This is a genomic window from Arhodomonas sp. AD133, assembly GCF_051195215.1.
Lineage (GTDB): Bacteria > Pseudomonadota > Gammaproteobacteria > Nitrococcales > Nitrococcaceae > Arhodomonas.
Window position 1 is genome coordinate 1 of record NZ_JBNAZM010000059.1, and the last position, 23,631, is coordinate 23,631.

The 23,631-nt window shown below is 66.8% G+C and carries 23 protein-coding genes; 9 read left to right on the forward strand and 14 right to left on the reverse strand.

The window, feature by feature from the left end:
* Positions 1-295: 295 nt before the first annotated feature.
* The 4 genes from ACPEES_RS20485 to ACPEES_RS20500 are packed head-to-tail and all read left to right on the forward strand — an operon-like array spanning position 296 to position 4,757.
* The gene (locus ACPEES_RS20485) at positions 296-1,111 is read left to right on the forward strand and encodes a hypothetical protein (protein WP_435105769.1); all 816 of its coding nucleotides are present in this window, start codon (positions 296-298) and stop codon (positions 1,109-1,111) included.
* Between the two features lies 1 nt (position 1,112).
* Positions 1,113-2,156, forward strand: a complete 1,044-nt coding sequence (locus ACPEES_RS20490) for an extracellular solute-binding protein (protein ID WP_435105771.1) — start codon at positions 1,113-1,115, stop codon at positions 2,154-2,156.
* On the forward strand, positions 2,153-3,655 hold the full coding sequence (locus tag ACPEES_RS20495; RefSeq protein ID WP_435105773.1) for an ABC transporter permease: 1,503 nt from the start codon (positions 2,153-2,155) through the stop codon (positions 3,653-3,655). The genes ACPEES_RS20490 and ACPEES_RS20495 overlap by 4 nt, the downstream gene beginning before the upstream one ends.
* Positions 3,656-3,668: 13 nt before the next feature.
* Positions 3,669-4,757, forward strand: coding sequence for an ABC transporter ATP-binding protein (locus ACPEES_RS20500; protein WP_435105775.1), 1,089 nt, complete (start codon positions 3,669-3,671; stop codon positions 4,755-4,757).
* 528 nt (positions 4,758-5,285) lie between these two features.
* On the opposite strand, the gene ACPEES_RS20505 is transcribed toward ACPEES_RS20500, so the two are convergent.
* From ACPEES_RS20505 to ACPEES_RS20540, 8 genes are read right to left on the reverse strand one after another with little or no spacing between them, the layout of a single operon-like run.
* Entirely contained in the window at positions 5,286-6,587 is a 1,302-nt protein-coding gene (locus ACPEES_RS20505) for a TRAP transporter large permease (protein ID WP_435105777.1), read from the reverse strand.
* Positions 6,584-7,204, reverse strand: a complete 621-nt coding sequence (locus ACPEES_RS20510; protein WP_435105779.1) for a TRAP transporter small permease subunit — start codon at positions 7,202-7,204, stop codon at positions 6,584-6,586. Before ACPEES_RS20510 ends, ACPEES_RS20505 begins: the two co-directional genes overlap by 4 nt.
* Before the next feature lie 47 nt (positions 7,205-7,251).
* Positions 7,252-8,307, reverse strand: coding sequence for a TRAP transporter substrate-binding protein (locus tag ACPEES_RS20515; protein WP_435105781.1), 1,056 nt, complete (start codon positions 8,305-8,307; stop codon positions 7,252-7,254).
* A gap of 50 nt (positions 8,308-8,357) precedes the next feature.
* Positions 8,358-9,788 carry a dihydropyrimidinase gene (hydA, locus tag ACPEES_RS20520; RefSeq protein WP_435105783.1) on the reverse strand — a complete coding sequence of 477 codons (1,431 nt, stop codon included), beginning with the start codon at positions 9,786-9,788 and terminating at the stop codon, positions 8,358-8,360.
* Positions 9,789-9,800: 12 nt separating this feature from the next.
* Positions 9,801-10,535 carry a maleate cis-trans isomerase family protein gene (locus ACPEES_RS20525; protein ID WP_435105785.1) on the reverse strand — a complete coding sequence of 245 codons (735 nt, stop codon included), beginning with the start codon at positions 10,533-10,535 and terminating at the stop codon, positions 9,801-9,803.
* A gap of 41 nt (positions 10,536-10,576) precedes the next feature.
* Positions 10,577-11,857, reverse strand: coding sequence for a TRAP transporter large permease (locus tag ACPEES_RS20530; RefSeq protein ID WP_435105787.1), 1,281 nt, complete (start codon positions 11,855-11,857; stop codon positions 10,577-10,579).
* A complete protein-coding gene (locus ACPEES_RS20535) occupies positions 11,857-12,414 on the reverse strand; it encodes a TRAP transporter small permease (protein ID WP_435105789.1) in 558 nt (185 codons plus the stop codon). The genes ACPEES_RS20530 and ACPEES_RS20535 overlap by 1 nt, the downstream gene beginning before the upstream one ends.
* 10 nt (positions 12,415-12,424) lie before the next feature.
* The gene (locus tag ACPEES_RS20540; protein ID WP_435105791.1) at positions 12,425-13,411 is read right to left on the reverse strand and encodes a TRAP transporter substrate-binding protein; all 987 of its coding nucleotides are present in this window, start codon (positions 13,409-13,411) and stop codon (positions 12,425-12,427) included.
* 199 nt (positions 13,412-13,610) lie between these two features.
* Here ACPEES_RS20540 and ACPEES_RS20545 point away from each other — a divergent pair, with 199 nt between their 5' ends.
* The 4 genes from ACPEES_RS20545 to ACPEES_RS20560 all read left to right on the forward strand — a co-directional run bounded on the left by ACPEES_RS20545 (position 13,611) and on the right by ACPEES_RS20560 (position 16,754).
* The gene (locus tag ACPEES_RS20545; RefSeq protein WP_435105793.1) at positions 13,611-14,309 is read left to right on the forward strand and encodes a GntR family transcriptional regulator; all 699 of its coding nucleotides are present in this window, start codon (positions 13,611-13,613) and stop codon (positions 14,307-14,309) included.
* A gap of 139 nt (positions 14,310-14,448) precedes the next feature.
* Complete coding sequence (locus ACPEES_RS20550) at positions 14,449-15,807, forward strand: sodium-dependent transporter (RefSeq protein WP_435105795.1); 1,359 nt, start codon at positions 14,449-14,451, stop codon at positions 15,805-15,807.
* 406 nt (positions 15,808-16,213) lie between these two features.
* Positions 16,214-16,417, forward strand: a complete 204-nt coding sequence (locus ACPEES_RS20555; protein WP_435105797.1) for a DUF1328 domain-containing protein — start codon at positions 16,214-16,216, stop codon at positions 16,415-16,417.
* Between the two features lie 25 nt (positions 16,418-16,442).
* Entirely contained in the window at positions 16,443-16,754 is a 312-nt protein-coding gene (locus tag ACPEES_RS20560) for a hypothetical protein (protein ID WP_435105799.1), read from the forward strand.
* 23 nt (positions 16,755-16,777) lie between these two features.
* Here the strand turns inward: ACPEES_RS20560 and ACPEES_RS20565 are convergent, their stop codons facing one another.
* From ACPEES_RS20565 to ACPEES_RS20590, 6 genes are all read right to left on the reverse strand, one after another.
* Positions 16,778-17,983, reverse strand: coding sequence for a patatin-like phospholipase family protein (locus tag ACPEES_RS20565; RefSeq protein ID WP_435105802.1), 1,206 nt, complete (start codon positions 17,981-17,983; stop codon positions 16,778-16,780).
* Positions 17,984-17,986: 3 nt separating this feature from the next.
* Complete coding sequence (locus ACPEES_RS20570) at positions 17,987-18,133, reverse strand: hypothetical protein (RefSeq protein WP_435105804.1); 147 nt, start codon at positions 18,131-18,133, stop codon at positions 17,987-17,989.
* A gap of 80 nt (positions 18,134-18,213) precedes the next feature.
* Positions 18,214-18,948: a phosphoadenylyl-sulfate reductase gene (locus tag ACPEES_RS20575; protein WP_435105806.1), complete on the reverse strand. Its 735-nt coding sequence runs from the start codon at positions 18,946-18,948 to the stop codon at positions 18,214-18,216.
* Between the two features lie 135 nt (positions 18,949-19,083).
* Entirely contained in the window at positions 19,084-19,569 is a 486-nt protein-coding gene (locus ACPEES_RS20580; protein ID WP_435105807.1) for a hypothetical protein, read from the reverse strand.
* A gap of 56 nt (positions 19,570-19,625) precedes the next feature.
* On the reverse strand, positions 19,626-20,117 hold the full coding sequence (locus ACPEES_RS20585; protein ID WP_435105809.1) for a TerB family tellurite resistance protein: 492 nt from the start codon (positions 20,115-20,117) through the stop codon (positions 19,626-19,628).
* A gap of 173 nt (positions 20,118-20,290) precedes the next feature.
* Complete coding sequence (locus ACPEES_RS20590) at positions 20,291-21,823, reverse strand: LysM peptidoglycan-binding domain-containing protein (RefSeq protein WP_435105811.1); 1,533 nt, start codon at positions 21,821-21,823, stop codon at positions 20,291-20,293.
* A 146-nt stretch (positions 21,824-21,969) separates the two neighbouring features.
* Between ACPEES_RS20590 and cls the strand changes: the two genes are divergently transcribed.
* Entirely contained in the window at positions 21,970-23,385 is a 1,416-nt protein-coding gene (gene cls / locus ACPEES_RS20595) for a cardiolipin synthase (RefSeq protein ID WP_435105813.1), read from the forward strand.
* Positions 23,386-23,631: the final 246 nt, after the last annotated feature.

Here is a 23,631-nt window from a genome sequence, read left to right on the forward strand (position 1 = left end):
GCCGTGGTCGAGATCGCCTGAAAACGGTCAATACACACCCCTTGGAAAACAAAGGGTTAAGGGATGTTAGATAGGAGTCTAAAGGTTCAAGCGGCGTGGGATAACGCCAATGCCGGTGCCGACTCGGCCCTTTGAACCCGGAGTGTGCGGCCTGTCACTGACGCACGAGCGCCGACCCGGCGCTTGTGCGCTCGATGAACCACGCCGAGCCGGAAATTGATAATAATCATGCAAACGACTCTCAATCGTGTTGCAGGATCCTTGGCACATGTCACGTCACCAAGGAGACTCGATCATGATTCGGCGCTTCCCGCTCATCACCCGTTCCCTGATCGCGGCTGCCATCGGCGCCGCTTGCCTGCCCGGACCGGTACTGGCCCACTCGCACGAGGCGCCCGGCGAACACGTAAAGGCGTTCCGCGAGCACATCGCAGACTATGAAACCGACGTGGTGAAGCTGGTCGACCGGCTGAACGCGCTTGCCGAGCGCTACGCCGCGGGCAAGGACATGGCCGGCGATCTCACCGCGCTGGTCGAGGCCTGGGAGGAAGTCGATTATCACGAAGTGATCGAGCGCAAGGCGGTGCCGATGTACAGCCCGATCTGGCAGCGCATCTACGCCCTCAAGGAGGCCGTGAAAAGCGGTGAGCCGGCGGAGGTCGTGCGCGAGCGTGCGAACCAGACCGCGATCGCGCTGCACGAAGGCATGGGCGCGCTCAAGCTGCGCGCCAACATGAAGCCGATGAAGGAGAAAGCCGCCAGGGGCGAGGCACATGGCGATGCGGGGCCGGAAACGACCATTCACGCCATCAACGAGGCGCTGGAGCACGCCGTTGGCGAATATGCCGAGGGCGAGCCCCACGAGGCCAAGGAATTGATCGAGGACGCCTACTTCGAGCGCTTCGAGGGCATCGAGGGCGGCCTCATCGAGCGTGACGCCGAGCTGGTGAGCGAGCTCGAAGAGGACTTCAACGCGGTGCTGCCCGGTCTGATCGACAAGAATGCCCCCCTGAAGAAGGTCCGTGAGCAGGTGGACAGCATGAAGGAGAAGCTGGCCCGGGGCGCGGAGCTCCTGGCCGAGGCCGAAGGCGAGAAATCCGAGGTATTCTGAGATGCAACGGCGCGGGTTTCTCAAGGGCGCCGCCGCGCTGGGTGTTCTGGGGGCAATGCCGTTTCCGGCGATCGCCAAGGCCCGTGGCGCCGAGGCGATCGGTCCGGAATCGGTGGATGATCTGCCCGAGCTCTCGGGTGAGCTCACGGTGTACCTGGGCCGTGGCGAGGGCGGCCTCTATCAGGACGTCATCGAGGCCATCCGCGAGCGCAATCCCGACCTGGACCTGGCGGTGCGCCGCGCCTCATCGGCATCACTGGCCAACACCCTGGTTCAGGAGCACCAGGTCGGCGGCGCACGGGCCGATCTGTTCTGGTCCATCGACGCCAGCTCGCTGGGCGCCGTCATCGATCAGGGGATGACCCGCCCGGTACCCGAGGCGCTTCACCGGCAGGTCAAGCCGGCGTTCCGCTACCCGCACCTGGCACCGGTCTCGGGCCGGGTGCGCACGGTGGCCTACAACCCCGAACGCGTCGACCCGGCGGACCTCCCGGACGCCATCATGGCCTTCCCGGATGCCGGGATCAGCGTGGGCTGGGCGCCCGCCTACGGGGCCTTTCAGTCCTTCCTGACCGCGATGCGCATCCTCGAGGGCGAGCCGGCGACCAAGGCCTGGCTGAAGGGAATCGCACCACACGCCACGGAATACGCGGGCGAGCTCGGCGCGGTCATGGCGGTCGCCCGGGGGGAAGTGGACGTGGCCTTCGCCAATCACTACTACACGCTCCGCCTGAAGCAGGGAAAGCCGGATGCCGCCGTGGATCTCGCCTTCACCGCCAACGATGCCGGCTCGCTGCTGAACACCTCGGGGGTGGTACTGCTCAGCGAGGGCGATCTCCCCGCCAACTTCGTCCGCTACCTCCTTACCCGGGAGGTGCAGTCCTATCTTGCGCGGGAAGCCTTCGAGATCCCCATGGTGCCGGGCGTCCCCACGCCGGACGGCCTGCCGGGCGCGAGCGAGCTGCAGCCGCCGGAGCTGGCGCTCACCCGGCTGTCCGATATGCGCCCGACGCTCGAGCTGATGCGTGAGGTCGGCGTGTTATGAGGCGGGGGGCGATACCGCTTGTGCTCAGCGGCGTGATCGCCGCGGTCATGATCATGCCCATCGGCGTACTCGTCTACATGGGCGTGGGAGCGGATGTCGCCTTTACCGCCCGGACCGCGGAAGTCGTGCTGAACACGGCGCTGCTCGCCGTGTTCAGCGTCGCCGCCTCGGTGTTGATTGGCGTGCCCCTGGCGCTCGTCACTGCCTACGCCGACCTGCCGATGCGCCGACTGTGGACGGGGCTGCTGGCGGCACCGCTGGCGATTCCGAGCTACGTCGGCGCGTTCGCCTATTTCGCGGCCTTCGGCCCGGGAGGCGAGATCGAAGCGCTCACCGGCCTGCCGGTGCCCAACGTTTACGGGCTGCCCGGGGCGGCGCTGGTGATCACACTCTACACCTACCCGTTCGTGTTCCTGACCACCCGCGCCGCGCTGCGCAACCTCGACGCCGGTGTCGTGGAGGTCGCCCGGACGCTCGGCCTGTCTCAACGCCAGGCCCTCGTCCGCGTGGTGCTCCCCCGGGTCAAGAACGGCGTCGCTGCCGGCGCCCTGCTGGTGGCGCTCTATGCGGTGTCGGACTTCGGGACGCCGGCGATCATGCGCTTCGACACCTTCACGCGGATGATCTTCGTGGAGTACAACGCGTTCGGGCTGGATCGGGCGGCACTGCTGTCGGTGTACATGCTGGGCCTGGTGGGGGCGATCCTGTGGCTGGAATCCCGCGTCGGCGCGGTGCGTGAGGCACCCGGCCGGCAATTGCGGCTGGCGATGGGACGCGGCACCAAAGCGGCGACCATGGGCGTCGCCCTGGTGGTCGCCGCTGCCGCCATCGGGGTGCCGGTCGGTCTGTTCGGCGCATGGCTGGTGCGTGAAGGCGCCGGAGGGTTCCACGCCGGGGTCGTGATCAACTCCACCTACTCGTCGCTGATCGCTGCCGCGGTAGCGATAGTCATCGCCCTGCCGGTCGCCGTGGCGGCCTCCCACGGGCGGCTCGGCCGACTGCTGGAACGTGCCACGTACATCGGATTCGGCGTACCCGGGATAGTCATCGGAACAGCGCTGGTCGTCGTCGGCCTCCACCTGGGCTTTCTCTACCAGACGCTGGCGCTACTGGTATTCGGCTACGTGGTCCGATTCCTGCCCCTGGCAGTGGGCAATGCGCGCTCCACACTGGAGCGCTCCGGCGGCAACCTGGTGGACGCCGCCCGCACGCTCGGCGCCGGTCCGCGTGAAGTCTTTCTGCGCGTGACCCTGCCCCTCTGCCTGCCCGGCATCCTCGCCGGCGGGGCCCTGGTGTTCCTGGAAGTGATGCGCGAGCTTCCCATGACCCTGTTGCTTCGGCCGACGGGATTCGACACGCTCGCCACCTACCTGTGGCGGGTCCACGAGGCCGGTCACTTCGGGCACGGGGCACTGCCGGCCGCACTGCTGGTCGCGGTCTCGGGGTGCGCCGTGGTGGCTATGCTGCGCAGCGAACGAAGGCCGACTGACACAACCTGAGCGAAGACGACGTATGCTGGACATCCGCAACCTGAGGGTGACCTATGACGGGGTAACCGCGGTTCGCGATCTCAACCTGCACATCGAGCAGGGGGAGGTCGTCACCCTGCTGGGCCCCACCGGCTGCGGCAAGAGCACCGCACTGCGCGTGGTCGCGGGACTCGAGCATCCGGATGCGGGGGAGGTTCGCATCGGCGGGCACCGGGTCAGCGGCGAGCCTTTCGTGCCGCCGGAAAAGCGCGACGTCGGCCTGGTCTTCCAGGATTTCGCCCTGTTTCCTCACCTCACCGTGGCCCAGAACGTGGGTTTCCGCCTCGACAAGGGCGCCCCGGTCGACGAGTGGCTACGTTGGCTGGGCCTGGAGGCGCATCGGAACGCCATGCCCGATACGCTCTCCGGCGGTCAGAAACAGCGCGTGGCGCTGGCCCGCTGCCTCGCCCACAAGCCGGCGTTGGTCCTGCTCGACGAGCCGCTGTCCAACCTGGATGCCGCGCTCAAGGACAGTCTGCGCTGGGAGATCCGCACCGCCCTCAAGCAAGCGAACGTGCCCGCCATCTGGGTCACCCACGACCAGGAGGAGGCGCTGTCGGTGGGCGACCGGCTGGCGGTGATGAACGCCGGCGCGCTGGAACAGTTCGCTGCCCCCGAAGACTGCTTCCGCGACCCGACCAGCCGATTCGTCGCCGAGTTCCTGGGGGAAGCCTCTTTCCTCCCCGGCGCGGTGATCGCCGGTGGCATGGTGGAAACGGCGCTTGGCACCGCCGCGAGCGACGGCCGGGCGGAAACGGGAGCCGTGGTGGACACGCTGCTGCGCCCCGACGACCTGCACGTGGCCGCCACCAAACAGGGTCCGGCCACCGTGCTCTGGAGCCGCTACGAGGGCGGCACCCGGCTCTACGGCATCGCGCTCGACGACGACGGTCCCGTGGTGAAGGTGCGCACCAACCACGAGCTCCGCATCCCGCCGGGCAGCCCGGTCGCCGTCACCATCGCCGCCGGCCACCCGCTGGCCGTCTTTCCGCGCGAGCATGAGGCCGCCGCCGAGCCCGCCCCCGCCCGTAGCATCGCTGCACTTCAGGCGGCGTGCGTCCTCGGCCACTAGGACATCAATCCGGTCACAGGTAATGCCACGTGTCAGCGCGTGCCAAGCGCTGGCAGCATTCCGGCGCGGAGATGTCGGCTGCCAGAGGCAGCCGACCTACGCTTCGAGTTGACAGGTCAAGGCGGTTACTAATCTTCTCAGAGGTATTGTCATGCGTCAGAGCGCCACAGCGGCCCGGGGGCAAGACGCGTTCGCGCCGGCGTGGCTGGGTCACGTCAAGCGAGCGCAACGCCGCCACCGGGTCGCTGTGGCGCTCCCTTTGGGCCGAACTGTGCGCCGATGGGATCTGCGTTGCTCACCGCTTGTGTAGCCCGGCTACACGGCGCGCCTCGCGCCTTGCCCCATCGGCGCACAGTCCGGCTGACGCATGACAATACTTCTGAGAAGATTAGTACATGCGGCGGCACCACTTCGGCGCCCACCGTCTTTCAACTTGAAACTTTCTGCTTTCCACTCAAAGAAAAACGGGGCCTTACGGCCCCGTAACCCTCTCAGCCAAAACTGCTTTCGATACAAATCCGTCGGCCGCTACCCCATCGCCGAAGGCAGCCACAGCACGAGCCCCGGCCAGGCGATGATCAGCAGCACGAAGGCGAGCATGATGCCGAGAAACGGCAGGCTGCCCACCATGACATCCGTGATTTTCCCCTCGCCTCTGACCCCCTGAACCACGTACAGGTTCATGCCGATGGGCGGGGTGAACAGCGAGATCTCCATCATCAGTACCAGGAAGATGCCGAACCAGATGGGATCGAAGCCGAACTGCACCACCATGGGCACGACAATGGGCACGGTGGCGATCATCATCGACAGCGTCTCGATGAAGCAGCCGAGCACCAGGTAGAACACCATCAGCGCCAGTATCAGGCCCAGGGGCGAGAGCCCCATGTCCGCCACCCAGTTGGAGAGCATGCGCGGGATCCCGAGGATGCCCACGATGTAGTTGAAGAAGAACGCGGCGGTGATGATGAGCAGGATCATCGCCGTGGTGCGCGCCATGGACAGGAACGACTGGTGCAGCATGGCGAAGGTGAGCTTGCCGTTGATCGCCGCCACCACCAGCGCCGCCACCACCCCCAGGGCGGCCGCCTCGGTGGGCGTGGCCCAGCCGGTGTAGATGCTGCCGATGACGATGGCGAACACGAACGTCGGCGGAATCAGGTCCACCAGGCAGCGCAAGCGTGCGCGAAGGGGCATGCGCGGTTCCGCCGCCCCCGCGACGCCGGGGCTCAGGATACTGAACGCGGCGATGGCAAGCATGAACGTCCCGGCGAGCGCGAGGCCGGGCAGGATGCCGGCGATGAAGAGCTTGCCGATGGAGGTGTTGGTAATCGCGCCGTAGATGATCATGTTGATGCTCGGCGGGATCAGGATGCCCAGCGTCGCGCCGGCGGTGAGCGTGCCCAGCGCCAGACGCTCGCTGTAGCGGCGCTCCTTGAACGCCGGCAGCGCCACGGTGCCGATGGTCGCCGCCGTGGCCACCGAAGAGCCGGAGATGGCGGCGAACATGGCCGAGGCGCCGATGTTGGTGTGCAGCAGCCCGCCGGGCAGGCGATTCAGCCATACCGACAGCGAGCCGTACATGCGCTCGGTCACCCCGCTTCGCAGCAGCAGCTCGCCGAGCAGGATGAAAAGCGGAATGGCCGTTAGCAGGAAATCGTTCAGCGTGCCCCAGAGGGTGTCGCCGAAGGAGTTCAGCAGCGGCATGCCGAGATACAGCAGCGTGCCCAGCGAGGCGATGCCGAAGATGGCCACGGCCACATGAATGCCCGCGGCCATCAGGCCGAGCAGCAAGGCGAGCCCGATGAGGGCCTCCGCGACACCGATCATGCCTCGCTCCTCCCGGCGCCGTGGGGCACCTCGTAGTCGTGATGACTGATCTCCTCGCGCGCCTCGTCGAGCTCGTCATCGGTGGTGCGGGGGCCGAACTCCCGGTTGACCGCGTCCACCTGGCCGCTGGCGAGCTTCACCACTGCACGCAGCGCGAGCACGATGGCGAACAGCGCGAACACGCCGAGCCCGGCGACCCACACGGTCTGCGGGATCCACAGCGGCGTCTGCAGCGGCGTGCTCGCGCGGCTCTGGAACTCCAGGCTCTCGAGCAGCGTCGCCACCGCCCGCCAGAACATGAACGCGGCCATGATCGCGAGCGCGAGCTGGGCGATGGTGTTGAGCGGCGCCCGCAGGCGGCGCGGAAACAGGCTCAGGAACACGTCCACTCGGGTGTGGGCGCGTTCGACCAGGGCGTAGGCGAAGCTGAACGCCACGCCCGCGGCCATGACGTAGCCGCCAATCTCATCGACGCCCTGGATGGAAAAACTGAAAATCTTGCGCGAAACCACCTCGAAGGCGATCAGCAGCGACAATCCCAGCGCGCCGTAGCCGGCGGCCAGGGCCGCGAGCTTTGCAAGGCGTTCGCCGTAGGCGGTCAGACCTCTGTGTTGCATCGCTTGCCTCCGCGGCGGGCAGCATCCGCTGCCCGCCGCCGGTCAACTTACTGAAGGTCGATGGCGTAGCCGGTGGCCTCACCCACCGTGTCGTTCCACACCTGGGTGCACTCCGGATAGATGGCGTTGCAGTCCTCGCCCCAGACCGGCAGCACGGCCTCGGCGGTCACGTCCGAGACCTCCTCGCGCGTCGTTTCACCGATGTCGACGAGCTGCATGTCATAGCTTTCATGCTCGCTGCAGCTCTCGCGGCCGATGTTGCAGTCGATGGCGTCGTCGTTGACGTTGCGGGCGATATCCCACATTTGCTTCTCCATCTGGCGGAACGCCGCGGTGAGCTCCTCCTGCTGGGTATCGGACAGGCGATTCCAGGTGTCCAGGTTCATGAAGTGCCCCTGCACCGAGAACGACAGCGGCAGCGGAACGAAGCTGTCGGTGACCTCCGGCCACTTGGCGCTGTTACCGGCGGTGGGTGCGGTCACCGCGCAGTCGGCGACGCCACGCTGCAGGGCGAGGTAGACCTCGCTGAACTGCAGGGTGACCGGCGAGGCGCCGAGGCCTTCCACCAACCGGGACATGGACGGGGTGAACACGCGCACCTTCTTGTCGGCGAGATCCTCCACGCCGTCCACGCCGCTGCAGAACATCATCTGCGGGCCGAACGGCCAGAGCGTGAGCAGCTTGGCGTTGAAACGCTCCTGCAAGCGCTGATCGAACTTCTCGCGGATGGCTTCCACCACCTCGCGCTGTTCGTCCAGGTTGGCGGCCACGCCGGCGAGATCCACGCCCTCGAAAAACGGATCGTCCCGCGAGGCCATGCCGATCTGCACCGACATCACGTCGAACGCGCCGGTACGGATGAGCCGCAGGGCATCGGCGGCCTCCACGCCGATGGCGTCCATGGTGTTGTAGCTCACCGCGAGGTCGTCACGCTCGTCGAGCTTGTTGAAGAATGGCCGCTCCACGCCGTCCACGTGTTTCTTGTTGCCCGAGAAATTGCCCACCACCCGCAGGCTCGTCTCCTGCGCCTGGGCCTGGGCGGCGACCCCGAGGGAGACGGTCACACCGACCGCCAGGGCGATACGCTTCCAGTCGAGTTTCATGGGTCTCTTCTCCATCGTTGCCGTCATCGCGTCGTTAGCGTCTCTGGTCATCAGAATCCCCTGCTCTCGCCCCGCGGACGGGCCGGCTGCGGGCGCGCACAGCGCAGGAACCGCCCGTTACCGGGCTCGCCGACAAAGGCGCCGTCACGCCATACGGTGCGCCCCCGCGAGAGGGTGACCACCGGACGGCCCCGCAGGCGCATGCCCTCGTAGGGCGTGTAATCCACGTCGTGGTGCAGAGCGTCGTTGGTGACCGTCCACTCCGCGTCCGGGTCCCAGATCGCGAGGTCGGCATCGGCGCCGACGGCAATAGTACCCTTGCGCGGGTACAGCCCGTAGATGCGCGCCGGGTTGGTGGCGGTGAGCGCAACGAAGCGGGTGATGTCGAGCCGCCCGCCGAGCACGCCGGCGGAGAAGAGCAGCGGCAGCCGCGTCTCCAGCCCCGGCACCCCGTTGGGAATGTACTGAAACGCCGCATCCTCGCCGGCGGCCTTCTTGCCCTCGGCGTCCTCGTAGCGGAACGGCGCGTGGTCCGAGGAGAACACCTGGAAGACGCCGTTCTCGAGCCCGTCCCAGACCGTCGCCTGACTGGCCTCGTCCCGCGGCGGCGGGCTGCACACGCACTTCGCGCCCTCGAAGCCGTGGATGTCGAGATCCTCGGCGGTGAGGAAGAGGTACTGCGGACAGGTCTCGGCGTACACCCGCAGCCCCCGCCCCTGGGCCCAGCGGATCTGCGCCACCGCCTCGGTGCCGGAAACGTGGACGATGAGCACCGGGGTGTCCACCAGCTCGGCCAGCGAGATCGCCCGGTGGGTGGCCTCGCGCTCGACCACCGGCGGACGCGAGTCGGCATGGTAGCGCGGCGCGGTGTGCCCCGCCGCCTCCAGCGCCTCGGTGAGCCAGGCGATGCAGTCGGCGTTCTCCGCGTGGATCATGGTCATCGCGCCCTCGCGTCGCGCCACCGCCAGAGTCTCGAGGATCTGGCGGTCGTCGAGCTTGAGGTCGTCGTAAGTCATGTAGATCTTGAACGAGGTGTAGCCCGCCTCGATGAGCTCGGGCAGCTCCTCGGAAAGCACCGCCGACGTGGCGTCGCTGACGATCATGTGAAAGGCGTAGTCGATGCACGCCAGGCCCTCGGCACGGCGGTGGTAGTCATCCACCGCCGCGCGCAGACTGTGGCCCTTCTGCTGGGCGGCGAAGGGAATCACGGTCGTGGTGCCGCCGCAGGCCGCCGAGCGGGTGCCGGTCTCGAAGTCGTCGGCCATGCGCACGCCCGGGCCCATCGGCTGGTCCAGGTGGCAGTGGGCGTCCACGCCGCCGGGCAGCACGTATTGCCCGGCGGCGTCGATCTCCTCGCGCCCCGGCGCCAGCCTCTCGCCCAGCGCCACGATGCGTCCGTCGCGCACCGCCACATCGCAAACCGACGTGTCGGCGGCGGTGACCACCGTACCGTTACGGATGACGAGGTCGAAATCGCTCATGGCTCTGCCTCCCTAGCGAACGTCCTGGAAAAGCCGGCCCCAGCCGGTGATCCGGGATGGGTCGTTGCCGGTCATCTCCAGCGTCTTCCAGACGGTAACGCTGACAGTGTCGTAGATCGGGATGCCGAGCTCACGCTCGAGCTCACGCACAACCGGCGCGCCGCGGAAGTTGGTGCAGAACGTGGTAATGGCATCGGGCTCGTCCTTGGCCACCTCGCGAATGAGCCCGGCGATTTCGGGCTCGTCGTACTCGGAGAAAGAGAAATTACCGCGATCACGCAGGTGACGCTCGCTCACCACCTCGTGGCCAGCGGCGTTGTAATTGGCGACGATACGCGCCTGAACATCGTCCAGGTACGGGGTCACCAGGCCCAGGCGGCGCACGTTGGTGCGGTCGAGCACCTCGTTCAGCGCCAACACGCTGGTGGTCGCCGGCACGCCGGTGGCCGCGGTGATCTGCTCACAGAGCTTGTGGTCCGCCTCGAAACCGAGCCAGCCCGAGGAGGTGCCGTTCCAGGCGATGACGTCCATTTTCGCGTCGTTGAGTAGCTGCGCGGCCTCCACCAGTGGCGTGTTGTCGAACTGCGCGAGCGCGTGGTCGTCCAGCGAGATCTCCCTGACGGTGAAACGCTGGAAGTGCGCGGTCACCTCCGGCAGCAGATCGTATAGCAACGCCGCCGTGTAAGGCTCCAGCACGGTATTGGACGACGGCGTGAGCATGCCGATGAGGGTGCGTTCAAGGCTCATGTAATCTCTCCCCTTTACCGGGTATTGGGCATTGTCGTCGATCAGTAGCCGAGCAGACGCGGCAGCGTCGTGACGATCGGCGGAAAGAAGAAGCACAGCGCGAGTACGGCGTACTGCACGAGGATGAAGGGCCAGACGTTGCGCACCATCTCGCCGATGGACAGGCGGCTCACACCACCGACGACGAACAGCAGCACCCCCACGGGCGGGGTAAGCATGGCCACCACGAGATTGAGCACGAACAGGAAGCCGAAGTAGATCGGGTCCAGTCCGTACTCCAGGGCAATGGGCGCGAACAGCGGCACCAGCATGATGTAGGCGGCATTCGACTCCAGGAACATGCCCACCACCAGGAGCATTGCCATCACCAGCAGCAGAAACACCGTCGGGTCGGCGGTGAACGCCTGTATGGCACTCGCCAGCCGCATGGGCACCAGCTCCACGGTGAACAGGAAAGTGAGCGCCGAGGCGAAGGCAATGAGCGCACCCACGATGGAGGCGGTGATCGCCGCGCGGAAGAGCGCCGGCGGCAAGTCCGCAAGGCTGAGACGCCGGGTGACGAAGAAGCCGATGAGCGCCGCGTAGACCACGGCGATGGCCGCGCCCTCGGTGGCGGTGAACACGCCGCCGACAATCCCGCCGATGACAATCACTGGCATCATGAACACGATGAACGAGCGCTTCGTCTGCCGTGCCACCTCGCGCAGGCTGAACGCTTCGCCGGTGAGCGAATAGCCGCGCAACTTGGCGAGCACCGTGCAAGTGATCATCATCGCCACGGTCATGATCAGCCCGGGTACCACGCCGGCCATGAACAGCGCGCCCACGGAAACGCTGGAACCAGCCATCAGGGCATAGACGATCATCGCCGCGCTGGGCGGGATGATCGGGCCGAGGTTGGAGGAGGCCGCCACCACTGCCGAGCCGTAGCCCACGTCGTAGCTGCGGCGCATCGCCGGCACCAGGGTGGCGCTCAGCGCGCTGGCGTCCGCCACCGCCGCGCCGGAAACCGACGACAGCCCCATGGACGAGAGCACGGTGACGTGAGCGAGCCCACCGCGCACGCGGCCGACGATGCTGTTGGCGAACTCGATGAGCCGCTCCATGATCCCGCCACGGATCATCAGCTCGCCGGCGAGCATGAAGAACGGAATCGCCATCAGCGGGAAGGAATTGACCGCGTGCATCATCCGCTGGGGCAGCACGGACAGCGACAGATCCCCCACCCAGAGCCCGCCCACCGAGGCGAGCCCCAGCGACAGCGCGAGCGGCATGCCGAGCAGTGCGAGCAGGAAGAAGGCGCCGATTACCGCGGGAACCATCAGTCCACCTCCTCGTGGTCATCGACCTCTTCGCCCCAGGCATCGCGTCCGGCGAGTATGAAGTGCACCAGGTGCACCCCGGCATGGGCGCCGCAGAGCACCAGCGGCACGTAGAACAGCCCCGCCGAGAGATCCAGCGTGGGCATGAGCTGCCCCCACTTGTCGGCGGTCACCTTCAGGCCCTGCCAGGCCACCAGCGTCATGAGCACCAGCGACAGTGTCGAGGTCACGCGGAACAGCACGTTCCGCAGCGTCCCGGGCAGCAGCCGCGTGAGCAGATCGATACCCACGTGGGCACCGCGGCGCACACCGTGGGGAATGGCGAGGAAGATCACCCACACGAAGGCGAGCCGCGAGAGCTCTGCCGCCGAGTCGATGGAGGCGTTGAAGACGTAGCGTGCCACCACCTGGGCGGAGACGATCACCACCAACGCCGCCATCACGGTGACCAGGGTCATGCGCGAAACCGCATCAAGGCGGTCCAGCACCCGCCGGAAGACGGCCAGGGGGGCGGCGCCCGCCCCCGCTGCCGCCCGATCGAGTCGATCGGTCATCATCGCCGGGCCCTCACTCGACCTTGGAGAGCACCAGGTCGACGATTCCGTCGCCGGTGCGCTCGCGCACGCGGTCGACGACGCCGCTGGTGGCTCCACGCAGTGCCGCACGGGTGTCGTCCGGCAGCGGCGTGAACGTCATCTTCTCCTTGAGCGCCGCCAGCGCCTTCTCCGATTGGGTGGCCGCGCGCTCGCGCTGGAAGGCGACCGCATCGGCCATGGCCTCGCGCACCACCTTCCGGTGCTCCGGCGGGAGGGCCTCGAAGCGGTTCTGGTTGGCGGCGACGACGATGAAGTCGAAGAAGTGGCTGGTGTCGGAGAGGTGACTCTGCACCTCCTCGAAGTTGCGTGTGCGGATGATGGTGTAGGGGTTCTCCTGGCCGTCGAGCACGTGCTGCTGCAGCGCGGAGTACACCTCCTTGATGTCCATGGACACCGGATTGGCGCCCACGGCGTTGAAGGTGGCGATATGGGTTTCGTTGGGCTGCAGCCGGATCTTCAGCCCCTCGAAGTCCGCCATGGTCTCGAGGGGGCGCTGGCTGTTGGTCACGTGGCGGGCGCCGAGCTCCATCCAGCCCAGTGTCTCGAAGCCCTTCTCGCCGAGCTCCGCGGCGAGACGATCGCCGACCTCGCCGTCGATCACCTCGAAGGCCTGCTCCCGGCCGTCGAAGAGAAACGGCAGGCTCACCGCCTCGAGCTCCGGAACGATGCGCGAGAGATAGGCCGTGCCGATCCAGGTGGCGAAGATCGCTCCGGAACGGACTTGATCCACGTTCTCCCCGGCACCGCCGAGCTGCATGGCCGGGAAGACGTCCACCTGCAGGTCACCGTTCGTCGCCTCCTCCACCTGCTTCTCGAAGCGGTCGATGGCCAGCGAGCTCGAATGGTTCGCCGGGAAGTTGCCAGCGATCCGGATCTGCTCGGCGGCGGCAGTGCCAGTGCCGACAGCAAGGCCCACCAGGCACGCCGCGGTGGTCAGGGCGGTACGCGTGTTGGTCATCGCTCTCTCCTCCAGATTCGCCGGCCGCCCCGTCTATCGCGGGGTCGTACCGGCGGGACGAATGATCGACCGCGCCCTTTGAATTATGCATTTTGAATTTTGAATACAATTTACCTTTCGACTAAGGTTGGCACAACCTGCGAGAATTACAAGAGGTAAACGGCAACGCCCCGGCGGGCGCCCGGAAGGAGGAACGGGTATGGCGCAAGAGCCCAGATCGAGGGAACCGCTGAAGCGGTTGTCGCTGCACGAGGCGGTAACCGATCGATTGCGCGAGATGGTGCTGGAGGGCGAGCTCCCCCCCGGATCACGGATCCCGGAGATGCGCTTGTGCGACGAATTCGGCGTCTCGCGCACACCGTTGCGGGAAGCGCTCAAGGTCCTTGCCAACGAGGGCCTGGTACGGCTGCTCCCCAACCGGGGCGCGGTGGTTGCTGAAGTGACCCTCGCCGAAGTCGCCGACCTGTTCGAGGTCATGGTGGGACTGGAAGATCTCTCGGGCCGGTTGCTCGCCGAGCGCGTCAGCGATGACGGGATCGCCGAGATCCGAACACTACACGAGCGCATGGTCAGCCACCATGACGCTCGCGAGCGCACCGAGTACTTCCACGTCAACCAGCAGATCCACCACCGGCTCACCGAGATCGCCGGCAATACCGTACTGCTGGATCTATACGACAACCTCTCGGTGAAAGTCCGCCGGGCGCGTTATCTCGCCAACCTGCAGGAGGGCCGCTGGGACGAATCGCTGGCCGAGCACGAACGCATTCTCGACGCCCTCACCCGGCGCGACGCCGGTGAGCTCTCCCGGGAGATGAGCGAGCACATGCGTCACACCGGCGATGCCGTGCTCCAGGGCCTGCGCGAGATCATGACGGAGACCGCGCAGACGGGTTGACCGCCCTGCTCCCGCCGGGCAACGAACGCAACCACGCGACACGAGGCCACGGAGACGGTACCCTTGCCTGTTTTGCTAATCGCCGCCACCCCGGCACCGGCGGCGTTACAGACGAACGACGGGCAAGGGAGGAATCACCGTGTCGAACGCAAAAGGCGTTTCCGCGAGCGGCCACGAGCACTGGGGGTCGCGGCTGGCGTTCGTGCTCGCCGCCGCAGGATCGGCGGTCGGGCTGGGCAACGTCTGGAAGTTCCCGTATATCACCGGCGAGAACGGCGGCGGCGCGTTCGTGCTGGTCTACCTCGGCTGCATCGCACTGATCGGCCTGCCCATTCTCATCGCCGAAATCCTCCTGGGCAGGCGCGGCGAGCGCAGCCCGATCGGTGCGCTCGGTAACCTCGCCCGGCGGGAGGGGCGCTCGCCGGCGTGGGGCCTCGTCGGCGGCCTGGGCATGCTCGGCTCGTTCATCATTCTCTCGTTCTACAGCATCATCGCCGGCTGGGCGCTGTCGTACATCTTCGCCTCGGGCATGGGCACCTTCACCGGCGCTGACGCCGACGCCGTCGGCGCGGTCTTCTCGGAGCTGCTGGCGAGCCCGGCTCGGCTCGTAGGCTGGCATACGGCATTCATGGTGATGACGACCCTGGTGGTCGCCCGGGGCGTGCGTCACGGCCTGGAGCGTGCAGTCAAGCTGCTCATGCCCGGGCTTGTCATCCTGCTCATCGTGCTGATCGGCTACGCCGCGACCACCAACGGCTTCGGCGCCGGTATCGACTTTCTCTTCACCCCGGATTTCAGCCGCCTGAGCACCTCCGCCGTGCTGGTGGCGCTCGGCCACGCGTTCTTCACGCTGAGTCTGGGCATGGGGATCATGATCGCCTACGGATCGTACCTCTCGCCGCAGACCTCCATCGCCGGCACGGCGGTCACCGTGGTGATACTCGATACCGTGATCGCGCTGCTCGCCGGCACCGCGATCTTCCCTATCGTGTTCGCCAACGATCTCACGCCCGGCGCCGGCCCGGGGCTGATTTTCCAGACCCTGCCGCTGGCGTTCGGCGCCATGCCCGGCGGCGTGGTCTTCGGCACGCTGTTCTTCGTGCTGCTCACCTTCGCTGCGTGGACATCGACCATCTCGCTGCTGGAGCCCACCGTGGAGTGGCTTCAGGAGCGCGGACGCAATCGCGTTACCGCCGCGTTGACTGCAGGGCTGGGCGTCTGGGCGCTGGGGCTCGTCTCGGCGCTGTCATTCAACGAGTGGTCGGAAATCACCCTTTTCGGCAAGGGGCTGTTCGATCTGCTCGACTTCCTCACCGCGAACATCATGCTGCCGGTCACCGGACTCGGTGTCGCACTGTTCGCGGGCTGGGCCATGTCCATCGCCAGCACCCGCGAAGAACTGGACGTTTCGCCGGCGATTCACCGGCTCTGGCTGGTGGCTATCCGCTTCGTGGCCCCCGTGGCGGTGGTGGTGGTCTTCCTCTACAACCTGATCTGAAGTCCCGTTCCTGAACGCCGGCCCCTGCATCGCCGGTGCGCCGCCGGTCTGAACCGGCCCACCGGGCTCCGCCTTCGCGACGCTCCCGCTACCGCCATCGACGGTAGCGGGAGCGTCGCCCCTTGAGCCGCATCTGTCGCCACGGAGTGACAAGCACCGTCTGTCAGGGCCGTGCACCGGTCACACATGTGCCATCGCCCGCCCCGACAGGCCACCACCGAGTCGCCGGAAGACGTCACCGATGCCACCACGGAACAACCCCGGCAGTGCTGATTTGCGGCGCCGTCGCGTCCGTCATTAACTGTAAGCGTCGGCGTGAACGCCAGCGCTGCCGATCGGTAAAGGCGACGGCTGTGTATGGTCCATTCACACACGCACTGGACTGGTGAACCAATGGGTGGCTCGCATGCTCGGGTGGGCACTGATCTTTCTGATAATCGCAATTGTTGCCGGATTTCTCGGCTTCGGGGGCATAACCAGCACCGCCACCGGCATCGCACAGGTGCTGTTTTTCGTGTTCGTGGTGCTGCTGGCGGTGAGCCTGCTCCTCAACCTCGTGCATGGTCGCCATCGCATCGTGCACGGCCGCCATCGGCACACGCGCCATTGACTGTCCGGACCACGGAGGCAATCCCATGAAGCGCATCAACGCACTGCTAGTGGCCATGATCATCGCGCTGGCCGGTGCCGGACTCGCCGGCTGCGAGGATGAAGGCCCTGCGGAGCAAGCGGGTGAACAAGTCGACGAGACCGTCGAGGAAGCCGGTGAGGCCATGGAGAAAGCCGGCGAGAAGGCAGGCGAAGCCATGGAAGAGACCACCAACGCGGCCGAGCAGGCCGGGGAGTCGGTCAGCAATGCCGTGAACGACGCCGCGGAAGCGGCCGACGAAGAGACGGACCGCCTCGCAAGCGGCGCGGCGAGCGCCGACGGCGAGGAACAGCAGTAGCCCTCACGCCGCGCCCCCGGGCGTCACCAGACGTCCTGGGGCGGGCGCCCGGCTCGACCATGGATGGCCGCCGGATCCTGCCCCAGAAAGCGCAGAATCTCCTCCTCGCGAGCCATGGCGTCGTGATAACCGAGGCGGATGGCGTCGCTGCAGAAGCCTGCCTCGAACAGCAGATAACTGGTGATCACCGCCCCCGTGTAATCAGTTGTCGCCCCGCTGCCACGAAGATAGAAGCGCATCGCTCGCGGCAGCTCGTGGGCATGCTCCAGCGCGATACGGGTGAGCGACGCCGAGGGCTCCAACACCAGGGTATCCACCGGCCGCAACCGGAGGCCGGCCCGCGAGCGCACGCGCTCGGGAATCAACTCCAGAGTGCGATTGACCCGCTGGAGGCGCTCCAGATCCCCCTCCAGGGAATCCAGGAACGCGCTGTCGAGCATATGCCCGGCGACCTGCGCCACCGACGGCGGCCGCTCCTGGCGCGCCTGATCCTCTGCACCGGTAAAGCTCTCGCCCACGCCCACGACCATCACGCGGTCGGCCCCCAGATGCAGCGCGGGGCTCACCGGCGCGAGCTGGCGTACGGATCCGTCCCCATAGTACTGCTCGCCGATTCGCACCGGCGGGAAAACGGCCGGAATGGCGCTGGATGCCATCAGGTGGATCAGGCCGATGTGGGCAGGCCGTCCCACCCGCCGCGCACGCCGCCAGCCCTCCAGGTCGGAGCGCCCCTGAAAGAAGGTGACGGATTCACCGGTAGTGTAGGACGACGCGGTCACACTCAGCGCCTGCAGCGCGCCGCTGTCGATGGCCTCCTGCAGGCGCTGGAAGCGTAGAAACCGCGCCAGCAGGCCCCGCATCGGGGCATTGTCGAGCAACGAGGCGGGGCTGCGTGTGCCGAGACCGGAGACGAACAGCGCGGCGAGCCAGCGCAGTGCGTTGAAGGTGAGCGTCGACATGCCGGTACGGTAGACCAGACCCGCGTGCATGTCCCGCCATATGGACTCGATACCGCGCACGCCGCTGCGGAAATGGCGTGCGTGAGTGGCCACCGCCGCGGCATTGATGGCGCCGGCGGAGGTTCCGCATATCACCTGGAACGGGCTGCTACTGCCGCGCGGCAGCATGTCCGCCACGGCCCGCAACACGCCGACCTGATAGGCAGCACGGGCACCGCCGCCGGAGAGCACCAGCCCGATCGTCGGTGACGTGTGGGCGCGATTACGCACCGCTTATCGGCGGATGATGAGCAGACCGCCGGCGACGATCGCAAGTGCCCCCATCAGCAGATCGTCATAGCGGAAACTCAGATGAATGATCTCGCGCAGGCCGTGTACGACGAGCCAGACGCCGAGCAGCGCTGATCCGATATATCGCATGCCTCCCCCAATGCAGGCTCTGCCAGAAACGGAAGCATTATACCGATCATGGCCTGGCAGAGCTTTCGGGAGAAGCGTGGTCAGACGTTTTCGTGCAAGCCGCACTCACGCTTGAGGCCGAAGAAGCGCGTGTCCTCCTCGGACATGCCATCCGCCAGACGGTGGGTGGTATGCCAGTCGCCGATGGAGACATAGCCTTCGTGCCACAGCGGATGATAGGGCAGGTCGTGGCGGGTGAGGTAGCGGTAGACGTCGCGGTCGTTCCAATCCACGATCGGATGCACTTTGTAGCGCCCGTTCTGCACCGTCACGACATCCAGATCGGCACGGCTACTCGCCTGCTGCCGGCGCAGCCCGGCAAGCCAGGCATCGGCGTCGAGCTCGTCGAGCGCACGCTGCATGGGCTCGACCTTGTTGAGCTGGTTATAGCGCTCGATGCCTTCCAGCCCCTGCTCCCACAGCCGGCCGTAACGGGCCTCCTGCCAGGCGGCACTCAACGCGGGACGGTAGACCTGCAGGTTGAGCGACAGCCGCTCGGTGAGCTCGTCGACGAAGCGGTAGGTTTCGTCGAAGAGGTAGCCCGTGTCGACGAGCACGACAGGAATGTCGGGACGCTGCCGCGTAACCAGGTGCAGCATCACTGCCGCCTGGGCCCCGAAGCTCGACGACAGCACGATGCGACCGCGGAACCGGGCCAGCGCCCAGGCCACTCGCGCCGGCGCATCCGTACCTGCAAGCTCGCGGTTGATGGTCGGCAGATCGAGCGCCTCCGCATCCGAATGTCTCTGCCGTGTGTCGATGGCCGTTACCGTCATGCTCTCCCTCCGCATTACCGCCCGGCGGGCGACATCGCGTCGAGCTATACGGTACGGAATGCTCGTTACACGATAAAGTAATGAATACCTCTATGTTCAGGCAGTCTCGTTATAAAAACAGCCCGAATGCAGAGGTCAGCATTCGATCTCGTCTTCGAGCACCGGGTGGAAGCGCGCCCCGTCGCAGTCCGGCTGGAGCACCACGATGTCGGCTTTGCGGAACACCCCGGGGCCGAGGCCGTGGTTCTCGTGGGAGAGCGCCTCCGCGGTGGGGCTATCCAGCGCCGCCTCCGGCAGGGTCATGAAAAATCCGACGACCTTGTCATCGCCCTGTGCGGCGGTCCAGCGCGCCTCGGTACGGGCCCGGTCGACCTCTCGCTGGAGGTCGGGGTCGCCGGGATGACGTCCGCTGCCGCCGGCGAGCGCCTGGAGCAGACGCTCGCCGAGCGCGGAGGCCTCCTCTTCCGCGTCGGGCCGACCGGGGAGCTGGACGCCGCCGGCGTCGATGAATGCGCGGGCGAAGGTGAGCGCATCGTAGTCGCCGGTGGCGCGCATGGCCTCCCGGCCCGCTGCCACCGCGTCGCGGATAACGGCAAGCTGCCGCGCGCGAAACTGTGCCATAGCAATACCATCGGCATGGCGGGCGCCCGGGTGCGGACGACCCGCGAGGACGGTGGCTACTGGTAATCCTCGTAGCCGCCCATGTAGCTGCTGGAGTAATCGTGCTGCACGCGCAGTTTCGCGGCAATGTAGTCACGATGCTCCACGAAGAGCAGTCCGGCTATCTTGCGCACCAGTTGCTCCTCGTAGCGGTCCATGTCCGCATCGGAAAGGCAGACCCGCCACAGCAGCTCCACCACCTGGCACTTCTGTTGATAATCGAAGTGCTCGTTGATCAGGTTGGTGAACTCGAAATGGTCAGTGGCCTCGTGGGCCTCCCTGTCCGCGAGCTCGATCAACTCCGCGGTCTCGTCATCGGACAGGCGGAAGACCTGGCGAATGCCTTCATGGATGGCCTGGAACTCCATGCTGTGGCGCTGGTTGTCTTCCTGAGCCATCTCGATGAGCAACGCCGCCGTGGCGAGCTGGAGGCGATGTTGCTGATCTTCCTTCGATTGATCGGCGGGCTGGATGCGTTCGGCGTAGAAGCGCTTGATGGCCTCGAGCATGATGGCTCCCGGTTTCCTGCTGGCTCTTCGACGGCGCGCTGTTCGTACCGCAGCGCCGAACCGCGCGGGTACGCATCCTAATATCCGATGCGCCAGCGCTTGGTTCAACCCCACGGCGACGGTCACGCCGTCCACGCGGCGCTTGCGCGGCGGCAGGAAACGGGGTGCCGGCGCTACTTGCTGGCCACCGCGGTGGCCTCCAGCGGCGCTGTACGCACGGTCAGAGTCTGTCCGGGACGGATGAGATCGGGGTTGGCCAGGTCGTTGGCCGCCACGAGCTCATCCACGCCGATGCCGAAGCGTCGCCCGATACTCGCGAGCGTATCGCCACGCGAGACCGTATAACGCGCCCCGCCCTCGGCCACCGGCAACGAGGCGAGCGAGCGTGGCTCATCCCCGGCACGGGGAATCCGCAGGCTCTGCCCGGCACGGATGTGATTGGGGTTGGCCAGGCCATTGGCCGCCACCAGCGCGAGGGTGGAGACGCCATATTTCGCGGCGATGCGCGAGAGGCTTTCACCGCTTCGCACCCGGTGTCGCTGGTCCGGGCGCTGTTCGGCATAGCGGCGGTCCAGCGGCACCCCGGCAAGCGCCCGACGCAACCGCGCAGGCTCCGCGGCAGGCATACGCAGGCCGTAGTCCGCCGGAACGAACTTCTCCCCGGACCACACGAGAGTGCTCAGTGCCGGGTTGTAGCGTCGTAGTGTGGCGGTATCCACGCCGGTTGCCTCTGCCACCGCGTCCACCGGCATGAAATCCGGCACGCTCACGCGGACCGTCTCTAACCTCGATTCAGGCGTTACGCCGGGAAAGTAGTCCTGCGGGCTGGCCTCCACCTCGATGGCCGCGAGAATCGCGGGGTAGAAATTGCGCGAGGCAAAGCCGAAATACGGCCCTTCGTACGCCTGGATGATGGTGGCGATATCAGCGCTTCCGGTCTCTTCCATCGCCCGGCGCATGCCGTTGGCGCCGTGGTTGTACGCGGTCACCGCCAGCGGCCAGTGACCCAGCTTGGCGTAGTTGTCCGCGAGCAGCCGGGCGGCCGCGTCAGAGGCGGCCCAGGGGTCGAGACGCTCGTCGACCACGTGATCGATACGCAGGTATTGCCGGCCGGTGCCCCGCGTGAACTGCCACATGCCCGCCGCGCCGGCGTGGGAGCGAGCGACCGGGTTGAACGATGATTCCACGTGCGGCATGGCGGCGAGCGCTTCCGGTACACCGTGGGCGCGCAACCGCGCACGGATATGCGCCAGCCAGCGGCCCGAGCGCTCGAGCCCCGCGCGAAAGCGCTCGCGCAGCCCGCCCTGCACGCGGAGATTGTCCGCGGCGGCAGCGATGGTCTCGCCATCCGTCTCTTCCGGGAACGCGGCTCTCACCCGCCGCTCGATCACCGAGTGCGGATCATCGGGATGCTTGGCCAGGCGCCCGAGCACCCCCCGGTAGACCTTCACCGCCGAACGTACCCGCGCACGCCGCAGCTCCGGCGAGTCTTTCGGTGGCAGATCGATGACCCCGTAGACCCGGGCGAGATGGTCGCGGTCGTGCACCAGGGCCTCGTCCCGCCCCACCTCGGTGTAGACCCGTTTCCAGAACGCCACCGGCGCCTCGAGCGCTTCCGGGTGCGGAAGCTCGGGGCTCGCCGCGGGCACGATGGCAGGCACGAGCAATGCGGCCAACAGGCCGACTGAAGCCAGAACGCGCGGCATGACCCCCCTCCGCGAATGTCCCTCCTCTGTGCGCTAAGCATAACCTCGTGTGGCGCCCCGGCACATGACGGCGTTCGCAACTTGCCCACGACACGGGTCGTACTACCCGTGGTGCTCGCTATCGGGTGGCGTGCTAACGTTGGGCCATGTTGGAGGCAGTGCCGCTGGGGCCGATCGAGTGGTTGGTGGTCGCCGCCATGGTGGTGATGGCAACGGCGGCGGCCTTGCATGCGTTGCTACACAAACACGACCCGGCGGGAGCGTTCGGTTGGGTTGCCGTGTGCCTGCTGTTCCCGGTGGCCGGGCCGGTGTTGTATTTCGTCTTCGGGATCAACCGCATCCGCATCCGGGCGCGCGCCCTGCGGTCCGAGCAGTTGCCGCCCATGGCCGGCACACCTGCGCGTGATCCCATCGCCGTGCACCCTGAATTCGCGCAGCAGGCGCGAATCTCCAGCGCGGTCACGGGCGTGCCGCTGACTGGAGGCAACGCCATCGACACATATCACGATGGTGAGGTGGCCTACCCTGTCATGCTGGAGGCCATCGAGCAGGCTGCCGAAACCGTCTACCTGGCGACCTATATATTCGAGAGCAACCGCACCGGGCTGCGCTTCGCGCAGGCGCTGGAGCGCGCGGTACGCCGCGGCGTGGATGTACGTGTACTCCTCGACGGTGCCGGCGAATGGTATTCCTGGCCGCGCATCCGCCACCGTCTGCGCGCCGGTGGCGTGACGGTTGCCCGCTTTCTGCCGCCGCAACTGCTGCCGCCACGCCTGCTGATCAACCTGCGCAACCACCGCAAGATCCTGGTGGTTGACGGTCATACCGCATTCACCGGTGGCATGAACATCGGCGACCGCCATCTGGCGCAGCGGCGCGGTGGTGTACGCGATACCCACTTCCGCGTGCGCGGCCCCGTGGTTCATCAGATCGAATCGATATTCCTCGACGACTGGCAGTTCACTACCGGAGACCGCCGGCGTCCGCCGGATCGTACGTTCGTCAGCCAAGGGGACGCTGTCTGCCGGACCCTCGTCGACGGTCCCAACGAGGAACTCAACCGCCTGACCATGGTGCTGGTCGGCGCAATCGCCGCGGCGCGCCAGCGGGTGCTGATCATGACGCCCTACTTCCTGCCGCCACGGGAGCTGATCGCCGCACTGCAGTCCGCCGCCATCCGCGGCCTGCAGGTGGAAATCGTCCTTCCCGGCCGGAACAACCTGCCGTTCATGCACTGGGCGACGCGGAACATGCTCTGGGAGCTGGTCAAGTGGGGGGTGCGGGTTCATTACCAGCGCGGAACGTTCGTTCACACCAAGCTGCTCGTGGTGGACGACCACTACGCGCAAGTCGGCTCCGCCAACCTTGACCCGCGCAGCCTGCGTCTGAACTTCGAGCTCGTGCTGGAGGTGTTCGATGCAACCTTCACCAACCAGGTCGCCGAACACGTGGAGAGAGCCATCAGCATGAGCCGCACCGTCACTCTCGCCGAGCTCGCCAGCCGCCCGCTGCCTGCCCGCATCCGCGACGCCATCTGCTGGCTGTTCACGCCGTACCTGTAGTGGAAAGCGGCAGGTTGAAAGTCCCCACCCCGTTGGCGGCGGCGCGCTGTCGCGCAGCTAACAGGGACGAATCGCTTGTAGGGGGGCGAGCGCGAAGCGCTGGCCAACGTTCCGGAACGGGGATGTCGGCTGCCGGAGGCAGCCGACCTTGTACGCTGCCGCCGAAGGCTTACTAATCTTCTCAGAAGTATTGTCATACGTCAGAGCACCACAGCGGCCCGGGGGCAAGACGCGTTCGCGCCGGCG